This window comes from Aminobacter anthyllidis (assembly GCF_018555685.1).
GTDB classification, from domain to species: domain Bacteria; phylum Pseudomonadota; class Alphaproteobacteria; order Rhizobiales; family Rhizobiaceae; genus Aminobacter; species Aminobacter anthyllidis.
The window spans coordinates 1-18292 of record NZ_JAFLWW010000005.1 but is presented as its reverse complement, the minus strand read 5'-3'; the positions used below and the strand labels follow the sequence as shown (position 1 = coordinate 18292).

The window sequence follows — 18292 nt, the reverse complement described above, 5'->3', positions numbered from 1 at the left end:
TGCCGGCGTGGCAAGCACGTGCCGCGCCGGGTCCAACCATTGGAGACGGTGAATGATACGTGACATGGCCGCCGGGCCGCGCGTACTTCTGAAACGGCTCCGCGAATTGATGGCGGAGCCCCTCGAGCCACAGGAACGGCTCGACAGGATCGTGCGCGATATCGCCGCCAACATGGTGGCCGAAGTCTGCTCGCTCTACGTGCTGCGCGCCGACTCGGTGCTCGAGCTCTACGCCACCGTCGGTCTCAATCCCAACGCCGTCCACCTGGCGCAGCTCAGGCTCGGCCAGGGTCTCGTCGGCACCATCGCTGCGAGCGCGCGCGCGCTCAACCTGTCCAACGCCCAGGAACATCCCGCCTTTGCCTACCTGCCGGAAACGGGCGAGGAAATCTATCATTCCTTCCTCGGCGTGCCGGTGCTCAGGGCAGGGCGCACGCTTGGCGTTCTGGTCGTTCAGAACAAGACCATGCGCCACTACCGCGACGACGAGATCGAGGCGCTCGAAACCACCGCCATGGTGATCGCCGAGATGATCGCTTCGGGTGACATCGGCCGCCTCAGCCGTCCCGGGCTCGAACTCGACATGTCCCGCCCGGCCAGCTTCACCGGCATCGCCTTCAACGAAGGTGTCGGCCTTGGCCATGTCGTGCTGCACGAGCCGCGCATCGTCGTCACCAACCTGTTCAACGAAGACAGCGACGAGGAGCTGCGCCGGCTCGAGGTTTCGCTCGGCTCGCTGCGCCTGTCGATCGACGACATGCTGGAGCGCCGCGACGTCGCCTTCGAGGGCGAACATCGCGAGGTGCTCGAAGCCTACCGCATGTTCGCCAACGACCGTGGCTGGGTGCGCCGGCTCGAAGAGGCGATCCGCAACGGCCTGACGGCGGAAGCCGCTGTCGAAAAGGTGCAGAGCGACATGCGCGCGCGCATGCTGCACATGACCGATCCCTATCTGCGCGAGCGGATGAGCGATTTCGACGATCTCGCCAATCGCCTTTTGCGCCAGCTGATGGGCCGCGGCCCCGAGACGATCGCCGAATCCCTGCCCAAGGACGCCATCATCGTCGCGCGTTCGATGGGGGCGGCCGAGTTGCTCGACTATCCGCGCGACAGGTTGCGCGGCCTGGTGCTGGAAGACGGTGCGCCGACCAGCCACGTCGTCATCGTCGCGCGCGCCATGGGCATCCCCGTCGCCGGCCAGATGAAGGGCGCCGTTTCCATGTCGGAAAACGGCGATCCGATCATCGTCGACGGCGTCGAGGGTTTCGTCCACCTGCGGCCGCAGCCCGATCTGGAAGCCGCCTACGCCGAGAAGGTGCGCTTCCGTGCCCGCCGGCAGGAACTCTACCGCGAACTGCGCAAGAAGCCGTCCGAGACCAAGGATGGCGTCAAGGTCGATCTTTTGATGAATGCCGGCCTTGCCGTCGACCTGCCGCAGCTCGCCGAGGCGGGTGCCGCCGGCATCGGCCTGTTCCGCACCGAATTGCAGTTCATGGTGGCTTCGACCTTCCCGCGCGCCGAAGCGCAGGAAAAGCTCTACCGCGACGTGCTCGACACCGCGCGCGGCCGCCCCGTCACCTTCCGCACCATCGACATCGGCGGCGACAAGGTGCTGCCCTATTTCAAGGGCTCGGTGCAGGAAGAGGAAAATCCGGCGCTCGGCTGGCGCGCCATCCGCTTGACGCTCGACCGTCCCGGCCTGCTGCGCACCCAGATCCGCGCGCTGCTCAAGGCCGCCGGCGGGCGCGAGCTCAAGGTCATGCTGCCGATGGTCACCGAACTCTCGGAGATCGCCCAGGCGCGCGAGATCATCGACCGTGAAGTCAGGCACCTGTCGCGCTTCGCCCACCATTTGCCGACAAGCCTCAAGCTCGGCGCCATGATCGAGGTGCCGTCGCTGTTGTGGCAGCTCGACGAGCTGATGCAGGCTGTCGATTTCGTCTCCGTCGGCTCCAACGACCTGTTCCAGTTCGTCATGGCCGCCGACCGCGGCAACACCCAGCTCGCCGACCGCTTCGACACGCTGTCGGTGCCGTTCCTGCGCGTGCTCAAGCAGATCGCCGACGCCGGCGTGCGCAACCACACGCCGGTCACGCTCTGCGGCGAACTCGCCGGCAAGCCGATCTCGGCGATGGCGCTGCTCGGTCTCGGCTACCGTTCCATCTCGATGTCGCCGGCCTCCATCGGCCCGGTCAAGGCGATGCTGACCGAGCTTCCGCTTGGCGAGCTCACAGCCTTTCTCGACGATAACCTTTCCGGTCCTGCCGCCAGCCTGCCGATGCGCGCGCTGCTCCAGGCCTTTGCGGACGACCGTTCCATACCATTATGATCAGCCTGCCTCATGACCGAATGAACCAAGTCGTCAAGCGCTTCGACATGCTCGAAGCGCAGATGGCGGCCGGGCCTGCGCCTGACGTCTACGTCAAGCTGGCGTCCGAATATTCCGACATCCAGGACCTCGTTGCCAGGATCCGCGAGTTGCGCGGCGCCGAGCAGGAGCTTGCCGATCTCGAAGCGATGCTGTCCGACAAGGGCACCGACGCCGAGATGCGCGCGCTCGCCGAGATGGACAAGCCCGACGTCGAGGAACGTATCGACAACCTCCAGCGCGAGATCCAGATCCTGCTGTTGCCCAAGGACGCGGCCGACGAGCGCAACGCCATCCTTGAAATCCGTGCCGGTACCGGTGGCGACGAGGCCGCCCTTTTTGCCGGCGACCTCTATCGCATGTACGAGCGCTACGCTGCCTCCAAGGGCTGGCGTTTCGAGGTTGCGTCAGCCAGCGACGGCGACGCCGGCGGTTTCAAGGAGATCATCGCCACAGTCTCGGGCAAGGGCGTGTTCGCGCATCTGAAGTTCGAGTCCGGCGTCCATCGCGTCCAGCGCGTTCCGGCGACCGAAGGCAGCGGCCGCATCCACACCTCCGCCGCGACGGTTGCGGTGCTGCCGGAAGCCGAGGAAGTCGACATCGACATCCGCCCCGAAGACATCCGCATCGACACGATGCGTGCCTCCGGTTCCGGCGGCCAGCACGTCAACACGACGGACTCGGCCGTGCGCATCACTCACCTGCCCACAGGCATCATGGTGGTGCAGGCGGAGAAGTCGCAGCACCAGAACCGGGCGCGGGCCATGCAGATCCTGCGCGCCCGCCTCTACGACATGGAGCGCAGCCGCGCCGACGAGGAGCGCTCCTCGTCGCGCAAGTCGCAGGTCGGCTCGGGCGACCGCTCCGAGCGCATCCGCACCTACAATTTCCCGCAAGGGCGCCTGACCGACCACCGCATCAACCTGACGCTCTACAAGCTCGACCGGGTGATGATGGGCGAGCTCGACGAGGTCGTCAGCGCGCTGATCTCCGATCACCAGTCGAAACTTCTGGCCGACATGGGCTCGGATGGCTGAGCGCCCGCTCGGCGAACTCCTGCGCCACGCGCGCCAGCGCCTCGCAGGCGCGGGCATAGCGGACGCGGCATTCGATTCCCGGCTGCTCGTCGAGCATTTCTCCGGCACGACACGCACCGATGCGATTTCATCGCCAGACAGGATCGTCGGGCAGGTGGCCGAGATCGAGGCCGCACTCGACCGCCGTATTGCAGGCGAGCCCGTCCACCGCATCCTCGGCTACCGCGATTTCTACGGCATGCGGCTCAGCCTCTCCGCCGAGACGCTTGAACCGCGCCCCGACACCGAAACGCTTGTCGATGCCGTCTTGCCCTTCGTCCATGAGACGGCGGCGCGCGAGGGCATTTGCCGCATCCTCGACCTTGGCACAGGCACTGGCGCGATCGCGCTGGCTCTTGTCACCCAGGAGCCACTGGCCGTGGCGATCGGCGTCGACGTGTCCGACGACGCGCTGGCGACGGCGGCGGCCAATGCCGGCCAGCTTGGCGTGTCGGCGCGCTTTTCGGCAAAGAAATCCGACTGGTTTGCAGAGATTCATGGCCTGCACCATTTAATAGTCTCAAATCCTCCCTATATCTCTTCTTCAGAGATCGAGAATTTGCAGAACGAGGTTCGCAATTTTGATCCGCGCCGCGCGCTCGACGGCGGCCCGGACGGTCTTGAGCCATACAGAATGATCGCGTCGGGTGCTGCGCGCCATCTTGAGAAGGATGGCCTTGTCGGGCTCGAAATCGGGCACGACCAAAGGCGCGATGTAACCGGGATATTCGAGCAAGCCGGCTACCATTTGTTCGCCCAATACAAGGACTTGGGCGGCAACGACCGGGTGCTCGTATTCCGCCGCTGAGCAAGGCTTTTTGGCATTGCAAAAAACCGCTTGGCAAGGAAAGTGAATGCCGCTAGGTTCCCGGCAACCGGATGAGACGAAGCAGGCAGTGCTGTTAAACGATTCGGTTTCCTTCGAAACTAGCTGCCTTCTTGCGTAGACGACGCTCAAGCTTCGTGCGGGGATCGTCCGGCAAGTGACATGAACCGAAACAGGATGGCATGTGGCGCCGACGCAGTAAAATTGCGGGCGATCACCGGCGGAAGAATACGAAACGGCAGGCCGCCTAAGTGCCCCCGTTCGGATTAGACTTCAACACAAAGAGAATCTGATGAGGCCACAACAGCAGAATAGGCGCATGCGCGGTCGTAACAACAATAATAATAACAACAGCAATAACAGCAACAACGGCAATAACAACCGCAAGGGTCCAAACCCGCTTACGCGCAACTACGAGAGCAACGGTCCCGATGTAAAGATCCGTGGCTCCGCGCAGCAGATCGCCGAAAAATACACCACTCTGGCGCGCGACGCGCACAGCTCTGGCGATCGCGTGATGGCCGAAAACTATCTGCAACACGCTGAGCACTACAATCGCATCATTGCCGCCGCCATGGCGCAGATGCCGATCCAGCAGCAGCAGCAGAGCCGCGACGACTTCGACTCCGACATGGATGACGAGCGCGACGACGACGGCATGGGCAACAATGTTGCCGACGTGCAGGTCCAGCAGCCTCAGTCCCAGCCGCAGCCGGTCGTCAATGGTTCCGGCCCGCAGCCTGATATCGAAGGCACGCCGGCTGAGGTCGCCCTCAACCCGGAAGCCGCCGAAGGCCAGCCGCGTGAAGGCCGCCGCGAGCGCCGCCCCAACCGCAACGAACGCCGTCCGCGCCATCATGAGCAGCAGGCCGACGTACCGCAGGCGGATGTCGCCGTGACCGAGCAGCCGCAGCCGCAAGCCGTGGTTGCCGAAGCAATCGTCACTGAGGCAGTCGTCGCCGAGCCGGCCCCTGCAGTCGAAGCTGCCGAGGGTGAAGTCACCGCCGCGCCGCGCCGTGGACGTCGTCCGCGCCGTGGCGAACGCGCTGCCACCGAGGTGCAGGGCGAAGCTGGCGAAGCGCCGGCAGCTGAGCCTGCTGTCGTCGAAGGCTGATCGCCTTTCGCAGGCAGGGCTTCGAAACCACTTCAAGACGGCGGGATGAAAATCCCGCCGTTTTTTGTTTTTGTCCTCGGTCTGGAAATCAGGTTTGATTTTCCAAATGCTCGGTGCGCAGAGTCAAAAATGTTGGAGCGCTATTTGCGCGTCAAAAAATGACGCCCGGCGCGCCCGGCTCCTTGAGGTATATCGTCCTACGCACCATATCAGCCTCAGTTGGGGCCGGCCCGGTCGGGCGGACCCGTCACCTTGAACCTAACCGGTGCCGCCAAGCGGGCCGGGTACGGAATGGAGACATCGAATGAATCTTGAGAAATACTCCGAGCGCGTCCGCGGCTTCATCCAGTCCGCGCAGACCTACGCTCTTTCCAACAATCACCAGCAGTTCACGCCCGAGCACATCCTCAAGGTGCTGATGGACGACGAAGAGGGATTGGCCTCTTCCCTGATCGAGCGCGCCGGCGGCAATGCCGGCAATGTCAGGCTTGGGGTCGAGGCGGCCCTCAAGGCTATGCCGAAGGTCGAGGGCGGCAACGGCCAGCTCTACATGGCGCAGCCGCTCGCCAAGGTGTTTTCATCGGCCGAGGATCTGGCCAAGAAGGCCGGCGACAGCTTCGTCACCGTCGAGCGCCTGCTGACCGCGCTCGCGGTCGAGAAGTCGGCCAAGACCGCCGACATCCTCGCCAAGGCGGGCGTCACCGCACAGGCGCTGAACCAGGCGATCAATGACATCCGCAAGGGTCGTACCGCCGACTCGGCAAGCGCCGAGCAGGGCTACGATGCGTTGAAGAAATACGCGCGTGACCTCACGGCCGATGCCCGCGCCGGCAAGCTCGATCCGGTCATTGGCCGTGACGACGAGATCCGCCGCACCATCCAGGTGCTGTCGCGCCGCACCAAGAACAACCCGGTGCTGATCGGCGAACCCGGTGTCGGCAAGACGGCCATCGCCGAGGGCCTGGCGCTGCGCATCGTCAATGGCGACGTGCCGGAAAGCCTCAAGGACAAGCAGCTGATGGCGCTCGACATGGGCGCGCTGATTGCCGGTGCCAAATATCGCGGCGAGTTCGAGGAGCGGCTGAAGGCCGTGCTGTCCGAAGTCACCTCGGCTGCCGGCGGCATCATCCTGTTCATCGACGAGATGCATACGCTTGTCGGCGCCGGCAAGGCTGATGGCGCGATGGATGCGTCCAATCTTTTGAAGCCTGCGCTGGCGCGCGGCGAGCTCCACTGCGTCGGCGCCACGACGCTCGACGAGTACCGCAAGCATGTCGAAAAGGACGCGGCCCTTGCCCGCCGCTTCCAGCCGGTCTTCGTCTCGGAACCGACGGTAGAGGACACCATCTCGATCCTGCGTGGCCTGAAGGAGAAGTACGAGCAGCACCACAAGGTGCGCATTTCCGACTCCGCACTGGTCGCCGCCGCGACGCTGTCGAACCGCTACATCACCGACCGCTTCCTGCCCGACAAGGCGATCGACCTCGTCGACGAGGCCGGCTCGCGGCTGCGCATGCAGATCGATTCCAAGCCGGAAGCACTCGACGAGATCGACCGCCGCATCATGCAGCTCAAGATCGAGCGTGAGGCGCTCAAGCTCGAGAAGGACGACGCCTCCCGCGACCGTCTCGAAAGGCTGGAAAAGGAGCTGGCCGGGCTCGAGGAAGAGTCGACACGGGTGACCAGCCAGTGGATGGCCGAGAAGGAAAAGCTCGGTCTTGCCGCCGATCTCAAGGGCCAGCTCGAAGAAGCGCGCAACGAACTCGCCATCGCCCAGCGCAAGGGCGAGTTCCAGAAGGCGGGCGAGCTTGCCTATGGCCGCATCCCCGAGCTTGAAAAGAAGCTCGTCGAGGCCGAGGCGCTCGAAGGCCGCGGCACCATGGTCGAAGAGACTGTGACGCCCGACCATGTCGGCCATGTCGTGTCGCGCTGGACCGGCATCCCGGTCGACAAGATGCTCGAAGGCGAGCGCGACAAGCTGTTGCGCATGGAAGACGAGATCGGCGTTCGTGTCGTCGGCCAGGGCGAGGCGGTGCAGGCGGTGTCCAAGGCTGTCCGGCGTGCCCGTGCCGGCCTGCAGGATCCGAACCGGCCGATCGGCTCGTTCATGTTCCTCGGCCCGACCGGCGTCGGCAAGACCGAGCTCACCAAGGCACTCGCCGACTATCTGTTCGACGACGAGCATGCGCTGGTGCGCATCGACATGTCGGAGTACATGGAGAAGCACTCGGTTGCCCGGCTGATCGGCGCGCCTCCCGGCTATGTCGGTTATGAGGAGGGCGGGGCGCTGACCGAAGCGGTACGCCGCAGGCCCTACCAGGTGATCCTGTTCGACGAGATCGAAAAGGCGCATCCCGACGTCTTCAACGTGCTTTTGCAGGTGCTCGACGATGGCCGCCTGACCGATGGCCAGGGCCGCACCGTCGACTTCCGCAACACGCTGATCATCATGACGTCCAACCTTGGCGCCGAATATCTGGTGGCGCTGGGCGAGGGCGAGGATGTCGACCAGGTCCGCGACGAGGTCATGGGTGTCGTCAAGAGCGCGTTCCGGCCGGAGTTCCTGAACCGCATCGACGAGGTCATCCTGTTCCATCGCCTGCGTCGCCAGGACATGGGCAAGATCGTTGCGATCCAGCTCAAGCGGCTCGAAAAGCTGTTGTCCGACCGCAAGATCACGCTGTCGCTCGACCAGGATGCGATCGACTGGCTCGCCAACAAGGGTTACGACCCGGCCTATGGCGCGCGTCCGCTCAAGCGGGTGATCCAGAAGGAACTGCAGGATCCGCTGGCCGAAAAGATCCTGCTTGGCGATGTCCTGGACGGTTCGACCGTCAAGATCACCGCGGGCTCGGACCGGCTCAACTTCCGGTCAAAGCCAACGGTCGTGACGGAAGAAGCGGCATAAGCGCAATCGTTACCCTCCCCCTCGTGGGGAGGGTCGACGCGTAGCGTCGGGGTGGGGGGCTTTGACATACTTCACCCCGGTTCCAATAATTTGCTTCGCCAATATTTCTTTCACCGCCCCTCCCCACGTTGGGGAGGGTAAAGGTCAGCCATGACGCTCGATGACTACAACAGCTTCTGTGCCTCGCTGCCTGCCACCACCCATGTCGTGCAATGGGGCGGGGCGCATGTCTGGAAGGTTGGCGGCAAGGTCTTTGCCATTGGCGGCTGGAGCGACGGCGCGGGGCTCGCCGTTTCCTTCAAGGTCTCCGAAATGGCCTTCGACATCCTGAAGGAGCAGCCAGGTCTCAGGCCGGCACCTTACCTCGCCTCGCGCGGCATGAAATGGATACAGCGCCAGACCGGCGAGACCATGGACGACCAGGGCCTGCGCGACTACATCGGCGAAAGCCACCGGCTGATTGCGGTGAAGCTACCCAAGGCAACGCGCACGCAACTCGGCTTTCCCGTCTGACCTCGATTCGAGGGGCGCGCTTTGGCCGCTCCAAGGTCTCAAAATCCACCTAACGCGGTCATTTTCATGCCCCGTTCATGTTGGAAGGGTTAGCAGATCGTTATTGGATGTCGGTGGATAACAGTGATTCCACCGGGACTGCCTTGGCGGCAGTCGAGATTCGGAGAGATTTGGCGACCATGTTGCGCAAGATCGTTGTGCTTTCAGCCATGGCCACCGGCCTGTCGGCGCTCCAGGCAGCGGCTGCGGCCGCGCCTTCGGGCGGGCCGATGCCAATGCCTCCCGCGACAGACCGGCAGATGATCCGTCTGGCGCAAAACAGCGACGTCGAGATCTTCTACGACAGCCGGGGCAACCGCGTGCTCGTCGATCCCTACACCGGCAAGGTCATCGCCGTGCAGCCGCCGGAGAGCCGCCTCAACCGGCCGGCGCTGCGGCGCGAACAGCGCCGCCAGGAGCTGCGCCGCGACTACCGCCAGGGCGACGTGCTGCTCGGGCCGGCTGACGACGGCTATTACAGCGACGACGCGCTTGCCGTTCCGGCCGATCCCAATGGCGACGACTACTACAACAACGATCCCAACGCCTTCCCGGAGGCACCGGGCGGGCCGCGCGTCGTGTCACGCGAGCCGCTGCAGAGCCCCGACGACCAGCCGGCGCTGCCGGCCAGTCCGCGCATCACCGAGCAGCCGCTCGAGCCGTCGATCGCGGTCAAGGGCCGCGAGGACGTCGCTTCGCTGCAGATCCTGCTCGATCGTCTCGGCGCTTCGCCTGGTGTCATCGACGGCCGCTTCGGCTCCAATGTCGACAAGGCGCTGGCCGCCTACAACGAGATGACGGGCGCCAGCCTGAAGTCGACTGACGCCGAGGGCATCAAGGCAGCGCTCGCCGAGACCGGCGGCGACGCCTTCGGTTCCTACACCATCACGCCGGAAGACGCCGCCGGTCCATACATCGCCTCGGTGCCGGCCGACTACAGCGAGAAGGCCCAGCTCGAGCGCATGGCCTTCACCTCGGTCACCGAAATGCTGGCCGAGCGTTTCCACATGGACGAGAACTACCTCAAGGCGATCAACCCGGACCTCAACTTCAACCGGCCGGGCACCATCGTGAAGGTCGCCAATTTCGGCAAGCTGGTGAACAAGCCGGTTGCGCGCATCATCGCCGACAAGGGGCTGAAGCAGGTCCGCGCCTACAACGAGGCCGGCCAGCTTGTCGCCGCCTATCCGGCGACCATCGGCTCGGGCGACACGCCGTCGCCGACCGGCATCCATGCGGTGTCGCGCGTGGCCCTCGACCCCAACTACACCTACAATCCCAAGATCAATTTCAAGCAGGGCGAAAACGACAAGGTCCTGACCATCCCGCCGGGCCCGAACGGTCCTGTCGGCTCGGTCTGGATCGCGCTCGACAAGCCGACCTATGGCATCCACGGCACCCCCGACCCGTCCAAGATCGGCAAGACCGAAAGCCATGGCTGCGTGCGCCTGACCAACTGGGACGCCCGCGAACTCGCCAAGATCGTCAAGTCGGGCGTGCCGGTCGAGTTCATGGAATAGGGCAGGTTCGCGACCGCGGATCTGCACACGGTCGCGATTTTCATTTGCCTCCTGCCAGCCGTCACGCCGGTTTTTTCGGCAGCGCCATCACAAACACCAGGCTGACTGCAACGCCTGCCGCGGCGAGCCAGAAGGCGATCTGGATGCCGTCGGCGACGGCGACCTTCAGCGCATCGCCGCTCAAACCGCCGGCATGGCTGTTGGCAACCGCAATCAGCGCCGCCATGCCGATGGCGTGCCGACATTGAGCGTCGTCGATGCCATGCCGGAGGCGACGCCCTGCTCGTCACCGGCAAGGTATCTGCTGTCATCGACTTCGCCGGCTGCGGGATTGGGGATCCCGCCTATGATCTCGCCAGCCTGTCGGCCGGCCTGGGCGATGAATTCCTGGCGCTGATGGCGCCGCAATATCCCGGCATCGCCGCGATGTCGGATCGCATCACATTCTATCGCAGTACCTTTCCGCTGCTCGACGTGCTCTTCGGCGTCGACCATGGCGACTCGGCTGCGCTGGAAGCGGGGTTGCGGGCGTTGGACGTGCCGGCAGCGTGACCTTGCATTACGGCAAAACCTGTCGGCAAATGGCGCGAGGTCGAGAGAGCCCAGAATGAACATCCGCCCCGAACAGCCCGCTGACGTCGACACCATCCGGACGCTGACCCGCGCCGCCTTCGCCAATGCTCCGCATGCGAGCCAGACCGAGGCGGCGATCGTCGATGCCTTGCGCGATGCCGGCGCGTTGACCCTGTCGCTGGTGGCAGAGGATAATGGCGAGATTGTCGGGCACGTCGCCTTCTCGCCGGTGACTGTCGGCAAGGATGTCGGATGGTACGGCCTCGGGCCGGTTTCGGTCTGGCCTGAAAGCCAGGGCAGGGGCATCGGCCAATCGCTGATCCGCCACGGGCTCGACGTGCTCCGGCAGATGGGCTCCAAGGGCTGCGTGCTCATTGGCGATCCGGCCTACTACAGCCGCTTCGGCTTCATCACCGATCCCGCCGTCACCTATGGCGACATTCCGCCGGAATATGTCCAGCGCCTCGCATTCGGCCAGCACATTGCCAGCGGCGAAATCGCCTATCACGCCGGGTTCGAGGCAAGCTGAGACGGCGAGCGCTCAGTGCACGCTCGCCGTCTCCCTGGCGAGAATCTCGACCAGCCGGTCGAACCCCGTTTCGGTGCCTGTAATGCGCGCCGCCATTGCCTCGGGGGTGCCGAGAAAGGCAAGCTGCTCGGTGAACCTCATCCGCGTCCGGCCTGCTTCGGGCAAAAGCTCGATGGTGGCCAGCGATGCCGAGATGCGCTTGCCGCCATGGCTCATTTCGAAGCCGTAGATGATGCGCCGTTCGGCCACGATGTCGAAATAGTCGGCGCGGAAAGCGAGCTCTGCGCCGTCCGGCATGCGCCAGCTTTTGGCCTCGATGCCGCCGACACGAAAATCAAAGCTGTCCTCGAGCGTGATCCAGTCGGGATGGCAGTCGTTCCATGCGCGCTTGAGTTTCTGGTCCGACCAGAAGCGGAAGGCGTGTTTCGGGGATGCCGGCAGCTCGCGCTCGATGGTGAACGTCTTGTGCGTGACGGTTGTCGTCATTCGCTTTCCTCCTCGGGAAAATCCTTCATCGCCTGCACGAGGCGGTCAAATGCCTGGTTCATTGCAGTCTGCCGCTGTCTCACCCAGTCGTCTATGCCGGACAATGCCGTGGGCTCGATCGTGTAGGTGCGGGTCCGCCCGACCTTGCGCGAGGCGACGATGCCGCCGTCCTCCAGCACTTTCAGATGTTTCAGCGCCGAGGGCAGCCGCATGCCATGCGGTTCCGCCAATTGCTTGACGGTCGCCGGGCCCATGCTCAGCCGTTCGACCATGCCGCGCCGACCAGCGTCGGCAAGGGCCGTGAAAACGCGGTCCAGTTGTTGCGGTTCGATCATTGCTGCGTCCCGTCCTTGTCAGGCCTGTTCGTGTCAGGCGTCGTCATGGATAAACCGTTCCGGCATGGCTTCGCGATAGGGGAAGAAGTGGAAATAGGGCCGCGCCTCGTTGATCGTGCGCCGAACCGATGGACGCGCGACAAGTCGCTCGAAATAGGCGGCGAGATTGCGCTGCCCGCCGGCGAAGGGATGAACGATCGAGGCGTAGAACAGGCCCGGTGCCGCGGCGCAGTCGGCGATGGTGAAGTCCGCGCCCATCGCCCAGGTCTTTCCAGCCAACTGGCTCTCGATCATCTGGTAGGCGGTGTCGAGCGTCCGCCGCGCATCCGCCACCCCGACCGGATCGTTACCGCCTTCGGGCCTTATCCTGTCGGTCACGATCTTCTGCATCGGCACGCTGATGTAGAGATCGAAAAAACGTTCCCACAGCCGTGCGTCCAAACGGCGCTCGGCGTCCGTGGGCAGCATCGGCGTCGGTCCGGGATAGTGCCTTTGCACATACTCGATGATGATGCTGGTCTCCGGCACCACGCGGTCGCGCGCGCCGTCGTGCAGCACCGGGATCTTGCCAACCGGCCATTTCGCCGTCAGTGCCGCCGTCTCGCCGGGGTCACCGAGATCGACGGTCACCGGGCGGAAGTCGGTTCCGTTCTCGTAAAAGGCGATCAGCACCTTGTGGCAGAACGAGGCAAGAGGATGGGTGTAAAGCGTCAGCGCCATTGAGGTTGCTCCGATAGTTTCCGCATTGGGAAACTATTTGTCTCTTGTGGGATTGGCAAGCGGAAAGTTTCCGAAGGAGGAAACTATCGGGTTTTCGGCTGACGGGCATCAGATGTTGAACGTGGAGAGGTTTTCCACGGTCAGTGACATTCTCGCTTGTCGAACATCCACGACGGGTTCTCGCAGCATCTCATCGGTCGCGATCCTTCGCACCCCCCTCTGGCCTGCCGGCCATCTCCCCCACAAGGACGGAGATTAGTCGCGTCACCGGCGGCGCTCATCCTGCAGCGTTGCAAGGAGTAGCTTTGCGAAGCTGGTGATTGGCCGGGCGCCGATGAAGGCGTGATCTCCCTCCTTGTGGGGGAGATGGCCGGCAGGCCAGAGGGGGGTGCGAAGGAATGAGACGGGAAAGGTTGGCTTCGTAGGGCACTGCCCTCGAAGCTCCATTGTCAGGAACCTTGTCACCAACCCGCGTGGATAGCCGCGCCCGATTTTCCACGCCCTCCAAACCTCCCGTACAATCATCTCAGTTCCTCCCACGGGAACGCCGGTCGCGACGGTGATCAGTGGGGAGGGGCCGGCGCCTCCGGCGGCGAGCCAACGTAGCTCATCGCCCGGGGAGGTTCCGTCGAAAGGTTCCCCTCCCGGGACTACGCCCGGGGTGCGCTGGACGAGCGCTAGTGAGGCCATCGAAAAGCGCAAATGCTTCAAGGCGGCCTGCGGAAGCGGAACGGGCGGAAACAGAAATCGCCGGCGGAGCGCGAGGTTCGCGCCACATATCACTAATCGGCAGGCCCGGCCTCGCGCCCCGCTTCCCGAAGGTTTCTCCCAACACGGGAGTGTTCTTTGACAATGGCCAGACCGGAAACGGGGCGTGGCGGTGAAGAAACTTGGCTCGCCCTCATCCTGAGCCCGTCGAAGGATGGGAAGACGGCTCGGCAGCGATAGACGCCAAACACCAACGCCGTCATCCCGGCCGAGCGAAGCGAGAGCCGGGACCCATTGACTGGATCATCGTCGGGCTCGGCCGGGTCCTCGTCCTGGCGGCCTTCACGAATGCGACCGCAAACCCAGACCCCGGCTGCGCTGATCAATAGCCCCGGGCCTCGGTTCGCTCGCCCGGGATGACGCGCGTGATCTGCGTCCTCACCATGCGAGAAGCCATGTCGCCTGGCTTCCAGAAATCGTCCCCCTGGTCGCTTCCCGTCCAACACGTGCCCACATAATCTCACCCTCATGGACATTTCCGACACCCCGCCTGCTCCAGCCAACAACAACCACGTCTTCTGCCCGCCGGAGGCAAGGCGCTACGTGCTTGTCTCGGCGATCCTTGCCTCGAGCATGGGCTTCATCGACGGCTCGGTGGTGTCGCTGGCCATGCCGGTCATCCGGGCCGACCTCGGCGCGACCCTTGTCGACGCCCAGTGGATCAGCAACGGCTACATGCTGTTTTTGTCGGCGCTCGTGCTTCTTGGCGGTGCCGCCGGCGACGTTTTCGGCGTCCGCAACATCTTCGCCACCGGCATCGTCCTGTTCATGATCACCTCGGCCGCCTGCGCGCTCGCCGTCGATGCCGAAATGCTGATCATCATGCGCGCCGCGCAAGGGGTCGGTGCCGCCCTGATGGTGCCGGGCAGCCTCGCCCTCATCGCCAAATCCTATCCCAACGCGACGCGCGGCAAGGCGATCGGCCAGTGGGCGGCGTTCTCGTCGCTGACCACCGCGATGGGGCCGTTCGTCGGCGGCATGGTGCTGTCGTTCGGCGCCGAATGGATGTGGCGGCTGATCTTCGCCATCAACGTGCCGATCGGCCTCGTCGCGCTCGCCATGCTGCTCAAGAAGGTGCCGCAGGACCGTCCGTCGTCGAAGCGCCGGCTCGACATTACAGGCGCGGTGCTTGCCACCGCCGGCCTTGGGCTGATGGCCTGGGGGCTGACCGCCTTCGGCCTGCCGGCCGCGGACCGCGCCGTCGCGCCCTGGCTGTGGATAGCGGTCGGCGCCGTCATCTTCGCCGGCTTCATCGTGTGGGAGAAATGGGCGCGGGCGCCGATGGTCAAGCTCGAGCTGTTTGCCTCGCGCGCCTTCACCGGCGCCAATCTCTACACGCTGGTCCTGTTCTTCGCCTTCAACGCGGTGCTGTTCTTCCTGCCGATGACCGTCGTCTCGGGCTGGGGCGCCAAGGAATGGGAAGCGAGCCTGCTGTTCTTGCCACTGTCCTTGTTCATCGCCGGCCTGTCGAGCTATTCGGGCCGGCTGTCCGACGCCATCGGCCCGCGTTGGCCGCTGACCGTTGGCGCTGCGATCGTCGGCATTTCTTATGTCGGTCTCGCGCTGACGATGCCGCTGATGATGTTGTGGCAGGTGACGTTCCCGATCCTGCTGCTCAAGGGCCTCGGCATGGCGATCGTCGTTTCGCCGGTGTCGGCGGCGGTGATGCGGGCGACGCCAGAGGAAGACACAGGGTTGGCATCCGGCATCAACAACGCGCTCGCCCGCGCCGCCGGCCTGATGGCGGTGGCCTCGCTTGGTGCAGTCGCCGGCGTTGTCTTCGCAAATGTCGTGGGAACGGCGGCACCGGGCGCCGAGTTCGGCGCCTTCGTCACCACGCCGCTCGATGCCGGGGCGGAAGCCTTGCGGGTTGCCGCCACCAACGATGCCTTTGCGGCCATCGCGGCAATCGCGGCTGTGATGTGCTTCGCGGCGGCAGCCGTCGCCTGGGTCACCCAGCCGTCATGGAAGAGGAAGGAGAAGAGTTAGCCGCTGACCTTTGCGGTGCTCGCGACCTTCAGCGCATCCTTGTTTTCGTCCTTGAGCAGGTCGTCGATGCGCTCGCGCTCGCGCTTGAAGGCGACGAGTTCGTCGCCCTTGAGCACGCGGCCGGTGGGCAGGCGCACGCGCATCGGGTCGACCTTGGTGCCGTTGACGATCAGCTCGTAGTGCAGATGCGCGCCGGTCGACAGGCCGGTGGTGCCGACATAGCCGATGACCTGGCCCTGGCGGACGCGGGCACCGGGAACGACGCCGGGCGCGATGCGGCTCTGGTGGTTGTAGGACGTCTCGTAGCCATTGGTATGGCGGATCATCGTCTGCTTGCCGTAGCCGCCGGCCCAGCCCGCCTTTTCGACGACACCGTTGCCCGAGGCGATGATCGGCGTGCCGGTGGGCGCTGACCAGTCGACGCCGGTGTGCATCTTGACGTAGCCGAGGATCGGGTGCTTGCGGCCGCCGAAGCCGGAGCGGAACTTGCCGTTGGGGAGCGGGTTGCGCAGCAGGAACTGGCGCGCGCTGCGGCCGTCCTCGTCGAAATAGTCGATCGCGCCATCGCCCATCTGGAAGCGGTAGAAGTTGCGCGTGTTGCCGCCGAAATTCGCCGAGACATAAAGCAGCTCGGAATCGGCGGAAGCCTTGTCGTCGCCGTCGGGCTGCGAGAAGAACACCTCGATGCGGTCGGACGGATTGAGCCGCGACTGGAAGTCGACGTCGGACGAGAGCAGCCGGACCAGCTTCTTGGTCATGTCCTGAGACATGCCGTAGGAATAGGCCGCCCGGTAGATGCCGTCATAAACAGTAGGTAGCGCACTGCGCGATGTCGGTATGGTCGGCGTGTCGTCGAAGGCGGTGGCGATCTCGGGGTTTGGCTCGGGCTCGTCGCCGGGAACGAACTGGTTGCGGTCGTCGAGCGCAATCGTCAGGATATGCTGGGTGCGGTCGTAGACGCTGGTGCGCACAATCTTGCCGACGTCGCCGCGAACCTCGAGACCGACGCGCAGAACGGTGCCGGCCTTGAGCGCCGTCGCATTGAGCAGCCGCGAGACGGCATTGGCCATGCCTTGCGCGTCTTCGCCGGCATAGCCAGAGTCGGCCAGCGCATCGACGATCTTGCGGTCCTTTTCGAAGGCGATGATGTCTTCGGCATAAGAAAGTGTCTCGGGATCGACGTCGGCGCGCGCGGTGACCGAAACGTTCTCGGGCACGATCTTGATGCCGTAGGAGCCGGCGAGCGTCTGGTCGGCGAAGGCGTCGCCGAAACGCTGCGGATCGACATAGTGCAGCGAGGCGACCTGGATGTCGCCTTCGGTCAGGTCGCCGCCGGCGTCGCGCACCACCTTTTCGACTTCATTGGCCGAAAGCGCCGAGCTCTCGTCGAAGGCCGCGGTCTCCACGGGGAAGTCGACGGTCTTGAGGCTCATCTCGCTCTCGACCTTGACGCCATAGATCTGGCCGGTCGCGGCAGTCGCTGGTGGCTGTGCCGGGCCGTCTTCGGCGAACACGGTCAGCGGATCGAAGGCGGGATAGCTGCGCGTCGTTGGATGCGAGGCGGCCAGCGCCATCTTGATCTGGACGAAAGGCATGGTGCGAATGACTTCGCGGTCGCCCTCCTTGGTCAGCATGGAAACCTCCATGCGGCGCCGGTCCTTGGCCTTGGCGATCTGGCGCAGCGGCGCCAGCCGGGTGGTCTTGGCGCGCTGGCCGGCATCGCCGCTGGCGGCAAGGGTTGCAAGTTCGGCGATTTCTGGTGGGGTCGCAAGCTTTTCGCGGCCGTCGAGGGCGGCAAAAAGTGCCACGCCCATCAACACACTCGAGGTCACGCCGGTAAGGAAGGTGCCCGAAAGCCAGCGTGCAGAGACCTCGCGTCGGTCCGGGGGACCGGCGCGGCCATCCGCGATAAGCGGCGGCTCATTGCCGAGCTCGGCTATGGTCTGGTCCGTATCCTGCATCCAGTACGGCTAAAATCCCCGGCGCTTCGCGCCCGCTTGCTTTTAGTTGCCAAGACATTTGCCTGTCATGACGCTCCAAGTCAACGAAGCCGCATCCACGGCACCGACAGACCTGCCCCACCCTCTTATATATAGGCGATGCGCACAGACTCGATTTCGCACCAGAGGCGTTTGAGACATCTGCCCGCATTGGGGCGGGAATAGGGCTCCGGCCGGGGCTGGGGACGTCGTCCTGCTCTATATAGGAGAAGCCCGATGCCGCCGACCGGTGCGGCGCTCCTTGTGACGCCGGCGTGCAAGTGCCGGCTTCATATGGTGAGGTGCATGTCGTTTCGGCGGGCTCTGTCTCGGCTAAGCACTTCGGCGACTGGATCTGGCGGTTTTGCCCTGGCCTGTGGACTGTGTCGTGGCTGTTCGTTGCGCCTTCCGCAGGGTTTGCAAGGGTTTTGTTGGCTTCCGAGCTTTCTGTCTTAAAAAATTCGCAAAAGCTGGAAAATTGCGTTGACAGTCTGGAGGGGCGGCGACTATATACGCCTCAACAACGAGGGCGGCGCGCCGCTGGCGGCC

General features: G+C 64.5%; 15 protein-coding genes and 1 pseudogene. 11 read left to right on the top strand and 5 right to left on the bottom strand.

Going from position 1 to position 18292, the window contains the following annotated elements; translation table 11 throughout:
• Positions 1–52: 52 nt before the first annotated feature.
• The 7 genes from ptsP (at position 53) to J1C56_RS17025 (ending at position 10364) form a co-directional block, all read left to right on the top strand.
• Entirely contained in the window at positions 53–2329 is a 2277-nt protein-coding gene (gene ptsP, locus J1C56_RS17055) for a phosphoenolpyruvate--protein phosphotransferase (protein ID WP_246591547.1), read from the top strand.
• Complete coding sequence (gene prfA, locus J1C56_RS17050) at positions 2326–3405, top strand: peptide chain release factor 1 (protein ID WP_214391280.1); 1080 nt, start codon at positions 2326–2328, stop codon at positions 3403–3405. The genes ptsP and prfA overlap by 4 nt, the downstream gene beginning before the upstream one ends.
• Positions 3398–4252: a peptide chain release factor N(5)-glutamine methyltransferase gene (prmC, locus tag J1C56_RS17045; RefSeq protein ID WP_214391279.1), complete on the top strand. Its 855-nt coding sequence runs from the start codon at positions 3398–3400 to the stop codon at positions 4250–4252. Before prfA ends, prmC begins: the two co-directional genes overlap by 8 nt.
• 337 nt (positions 4253–4589) lie before the next feature.
• Positions 4590–5384, top strand: coding sequence for a DUF4167 domain-containing protein (locus J1C56_RS17040; protein WP_420797410.1), 795 nt, complete (start codon positions 4590–4592; stop codon positions 5382–5384).
• A gap of 304 nt (positions 5385–5688) precedes the next feature.
• Entirely contained in the window at positions 5689–8292 is a 2604-nt protein-coding gene (gene clpB, locus J1C56_RS17035) for an ATP-dependent chaperone ClpB (RefSeq protein WP_214391277.1), read from the top strand.
• 150 nt (positions 8293–8442) lie between these two features.
• Complete coding sequence (locus J1C56_RS17030) at positions 8443–8805, top strand: MmcQ/YjbR family DNA-binding protein (RefSeq protein WP_214391276.1); 363 nt, start codon at positions 8443–8445, stop codon at positions 8803–8805.
• Between the two features lie 179 nt (positions 8806–8984).
• Positions 8985–10364 carry a L,D-transpeptidase family protein gene (locus tag J1C56_RS17025; RefSeq protein WP_214391275.1) on the top strand — a complete coding sequence of 460 codons (1380 nt, stop codon included), beginning with the start codon at positions 8985–8987 and terminating at the stop codon, positions 10362–10364.
• Positions 10365–10425: 61 nt separating this feature from the next.
• Here the strand turns inward: J1C56_RS17025 and J1C56_RS33890 are convergent, their stop codons facing one another.
• Positions 10426–10590 (bottom strand): hypothetical protein, encoded by a 165-nt coding sequence (locus J1C56_RS33890; protein ID WP_246591546.1) that lies wholly within the window; start codon positions 10588–10590, stop codon positions 10426–10428.
• Between the two features lie 17 nt (positions 10591–10607).
• Between J1C56_RS33890 and J1C56_RS33885 the strand changes: the two are divergent.
• The 3 genes and pseudogenes from J1C56_RS33885 to J1C56_RS17015 all read left to right on the top strand — a co-directional run.
• A pseudogene (locus tag J1C56_RS33885) lies at positions 10608–10712 on the top strand (hypothetical protein); the annotation flags it as partial.
• Positions 10713–10760: 48 nt separating this feature from the next.
• On the top strand, positions 10761–10916 hold the full coding sequence (locus J1C56_RS32965) for a hypothetical protein (RefSeq protein WP_246591544.1): 156 nt from the start codon (positions 10761–10763) through the stop codon (positions 10914–10916).
• Between the two features lie 55 nt (positions 10917–10971).
• Complete coding sequence (locus J1C56_RS17015) at positions 10972–11466, top strand: GNAT family N-acetyltransferase (protein WP_214391274.1); 495 nt, start codon at positions 10972–10974, stop codon at positions 11464–11466.
• A gap of 12 nt (positions 11467–11478) precedes the next feature.
• On the opposite strand, the gene J1C56_RS17010 is transcribed toward J1C56_RS17015, so the two are convergent.
• The 3 genes from J1C56_RS17010 to J1C56_RS17000 are packed head-to-tail and all read right to left on the bottom strand — an operon-like array spanning position 11479 to position 13007.
• The gene (locus J1C56_RS17010; protein ID WP_214391273.1) at positions 11479–11952 is read right to left on the bottom strand and encodes an SRPBCC family protein; all 474 of its coding nucleotides are present in this window, start codon (positions 11950–11952) and stop codon (positions 11479–11481) included.
• Complete coding sequence (locus J1C56_RS17005; protein ID WP_214391272.1) at positions 11949–12287, bottom strand: ArsR/SmtB family transcription factor; 339 nt, start codon at positions 12285–12287, stop codon at positions 11949–11951. The genes J1C56_RS17010 and J1C56_RS17005 overlap by 4 nt, the downstream gene beginning before the upstream one ends.
• A 33-nt stretch (positions 12288–12320) precedes the next feature.
• Positions 12321–13007 carry a glutathione S-transferase family protein gene (locus J1C56_RS17000; protein ID WP_214391271.1) on the bottom strand — a complete coding sequence of 229 codons (687 nt, stop codon included), beginning with the start codon at positions 13005–13007 and terminating at the stop codon, positions 12321–12323.
• A gap of 1236 nt (positions 13008–14243) precedes the next feature.
• On the opposite strand from J1C56_RS17000, the gene J1C56_RS16995 reads away from it, so the two are divergent.
• Positions 14244–15764: an MFS transporter gene (locus J1C56_RS16995; RefSeq protein WP_214391270.1), complete on the top strand. Its 1521-nt coding sequence runs from the start codon at positions 14244–14246 to the stop codon at positions 15762–15764.
• On the opposite strand, the gene J1C56_RS16990 is transcribed toward J1C56_RS16995, so the two are convergent.
• Positions 15761–17725, bottom strand: a complete 1965-nt coding sequence (locus J1C56_RS16990) for a M23 family metallopeptidase (RefSeq protein ID WP_214391269.1) — start codon at positions 17723–17725, stop codon at positions 15761–15763. The genes J1C56_RS16995 and J1C56_RS16990 overlap by 4 nt on opposite strands.
• Positions 17726–18292: the final 567 nt, after the last annotated feature.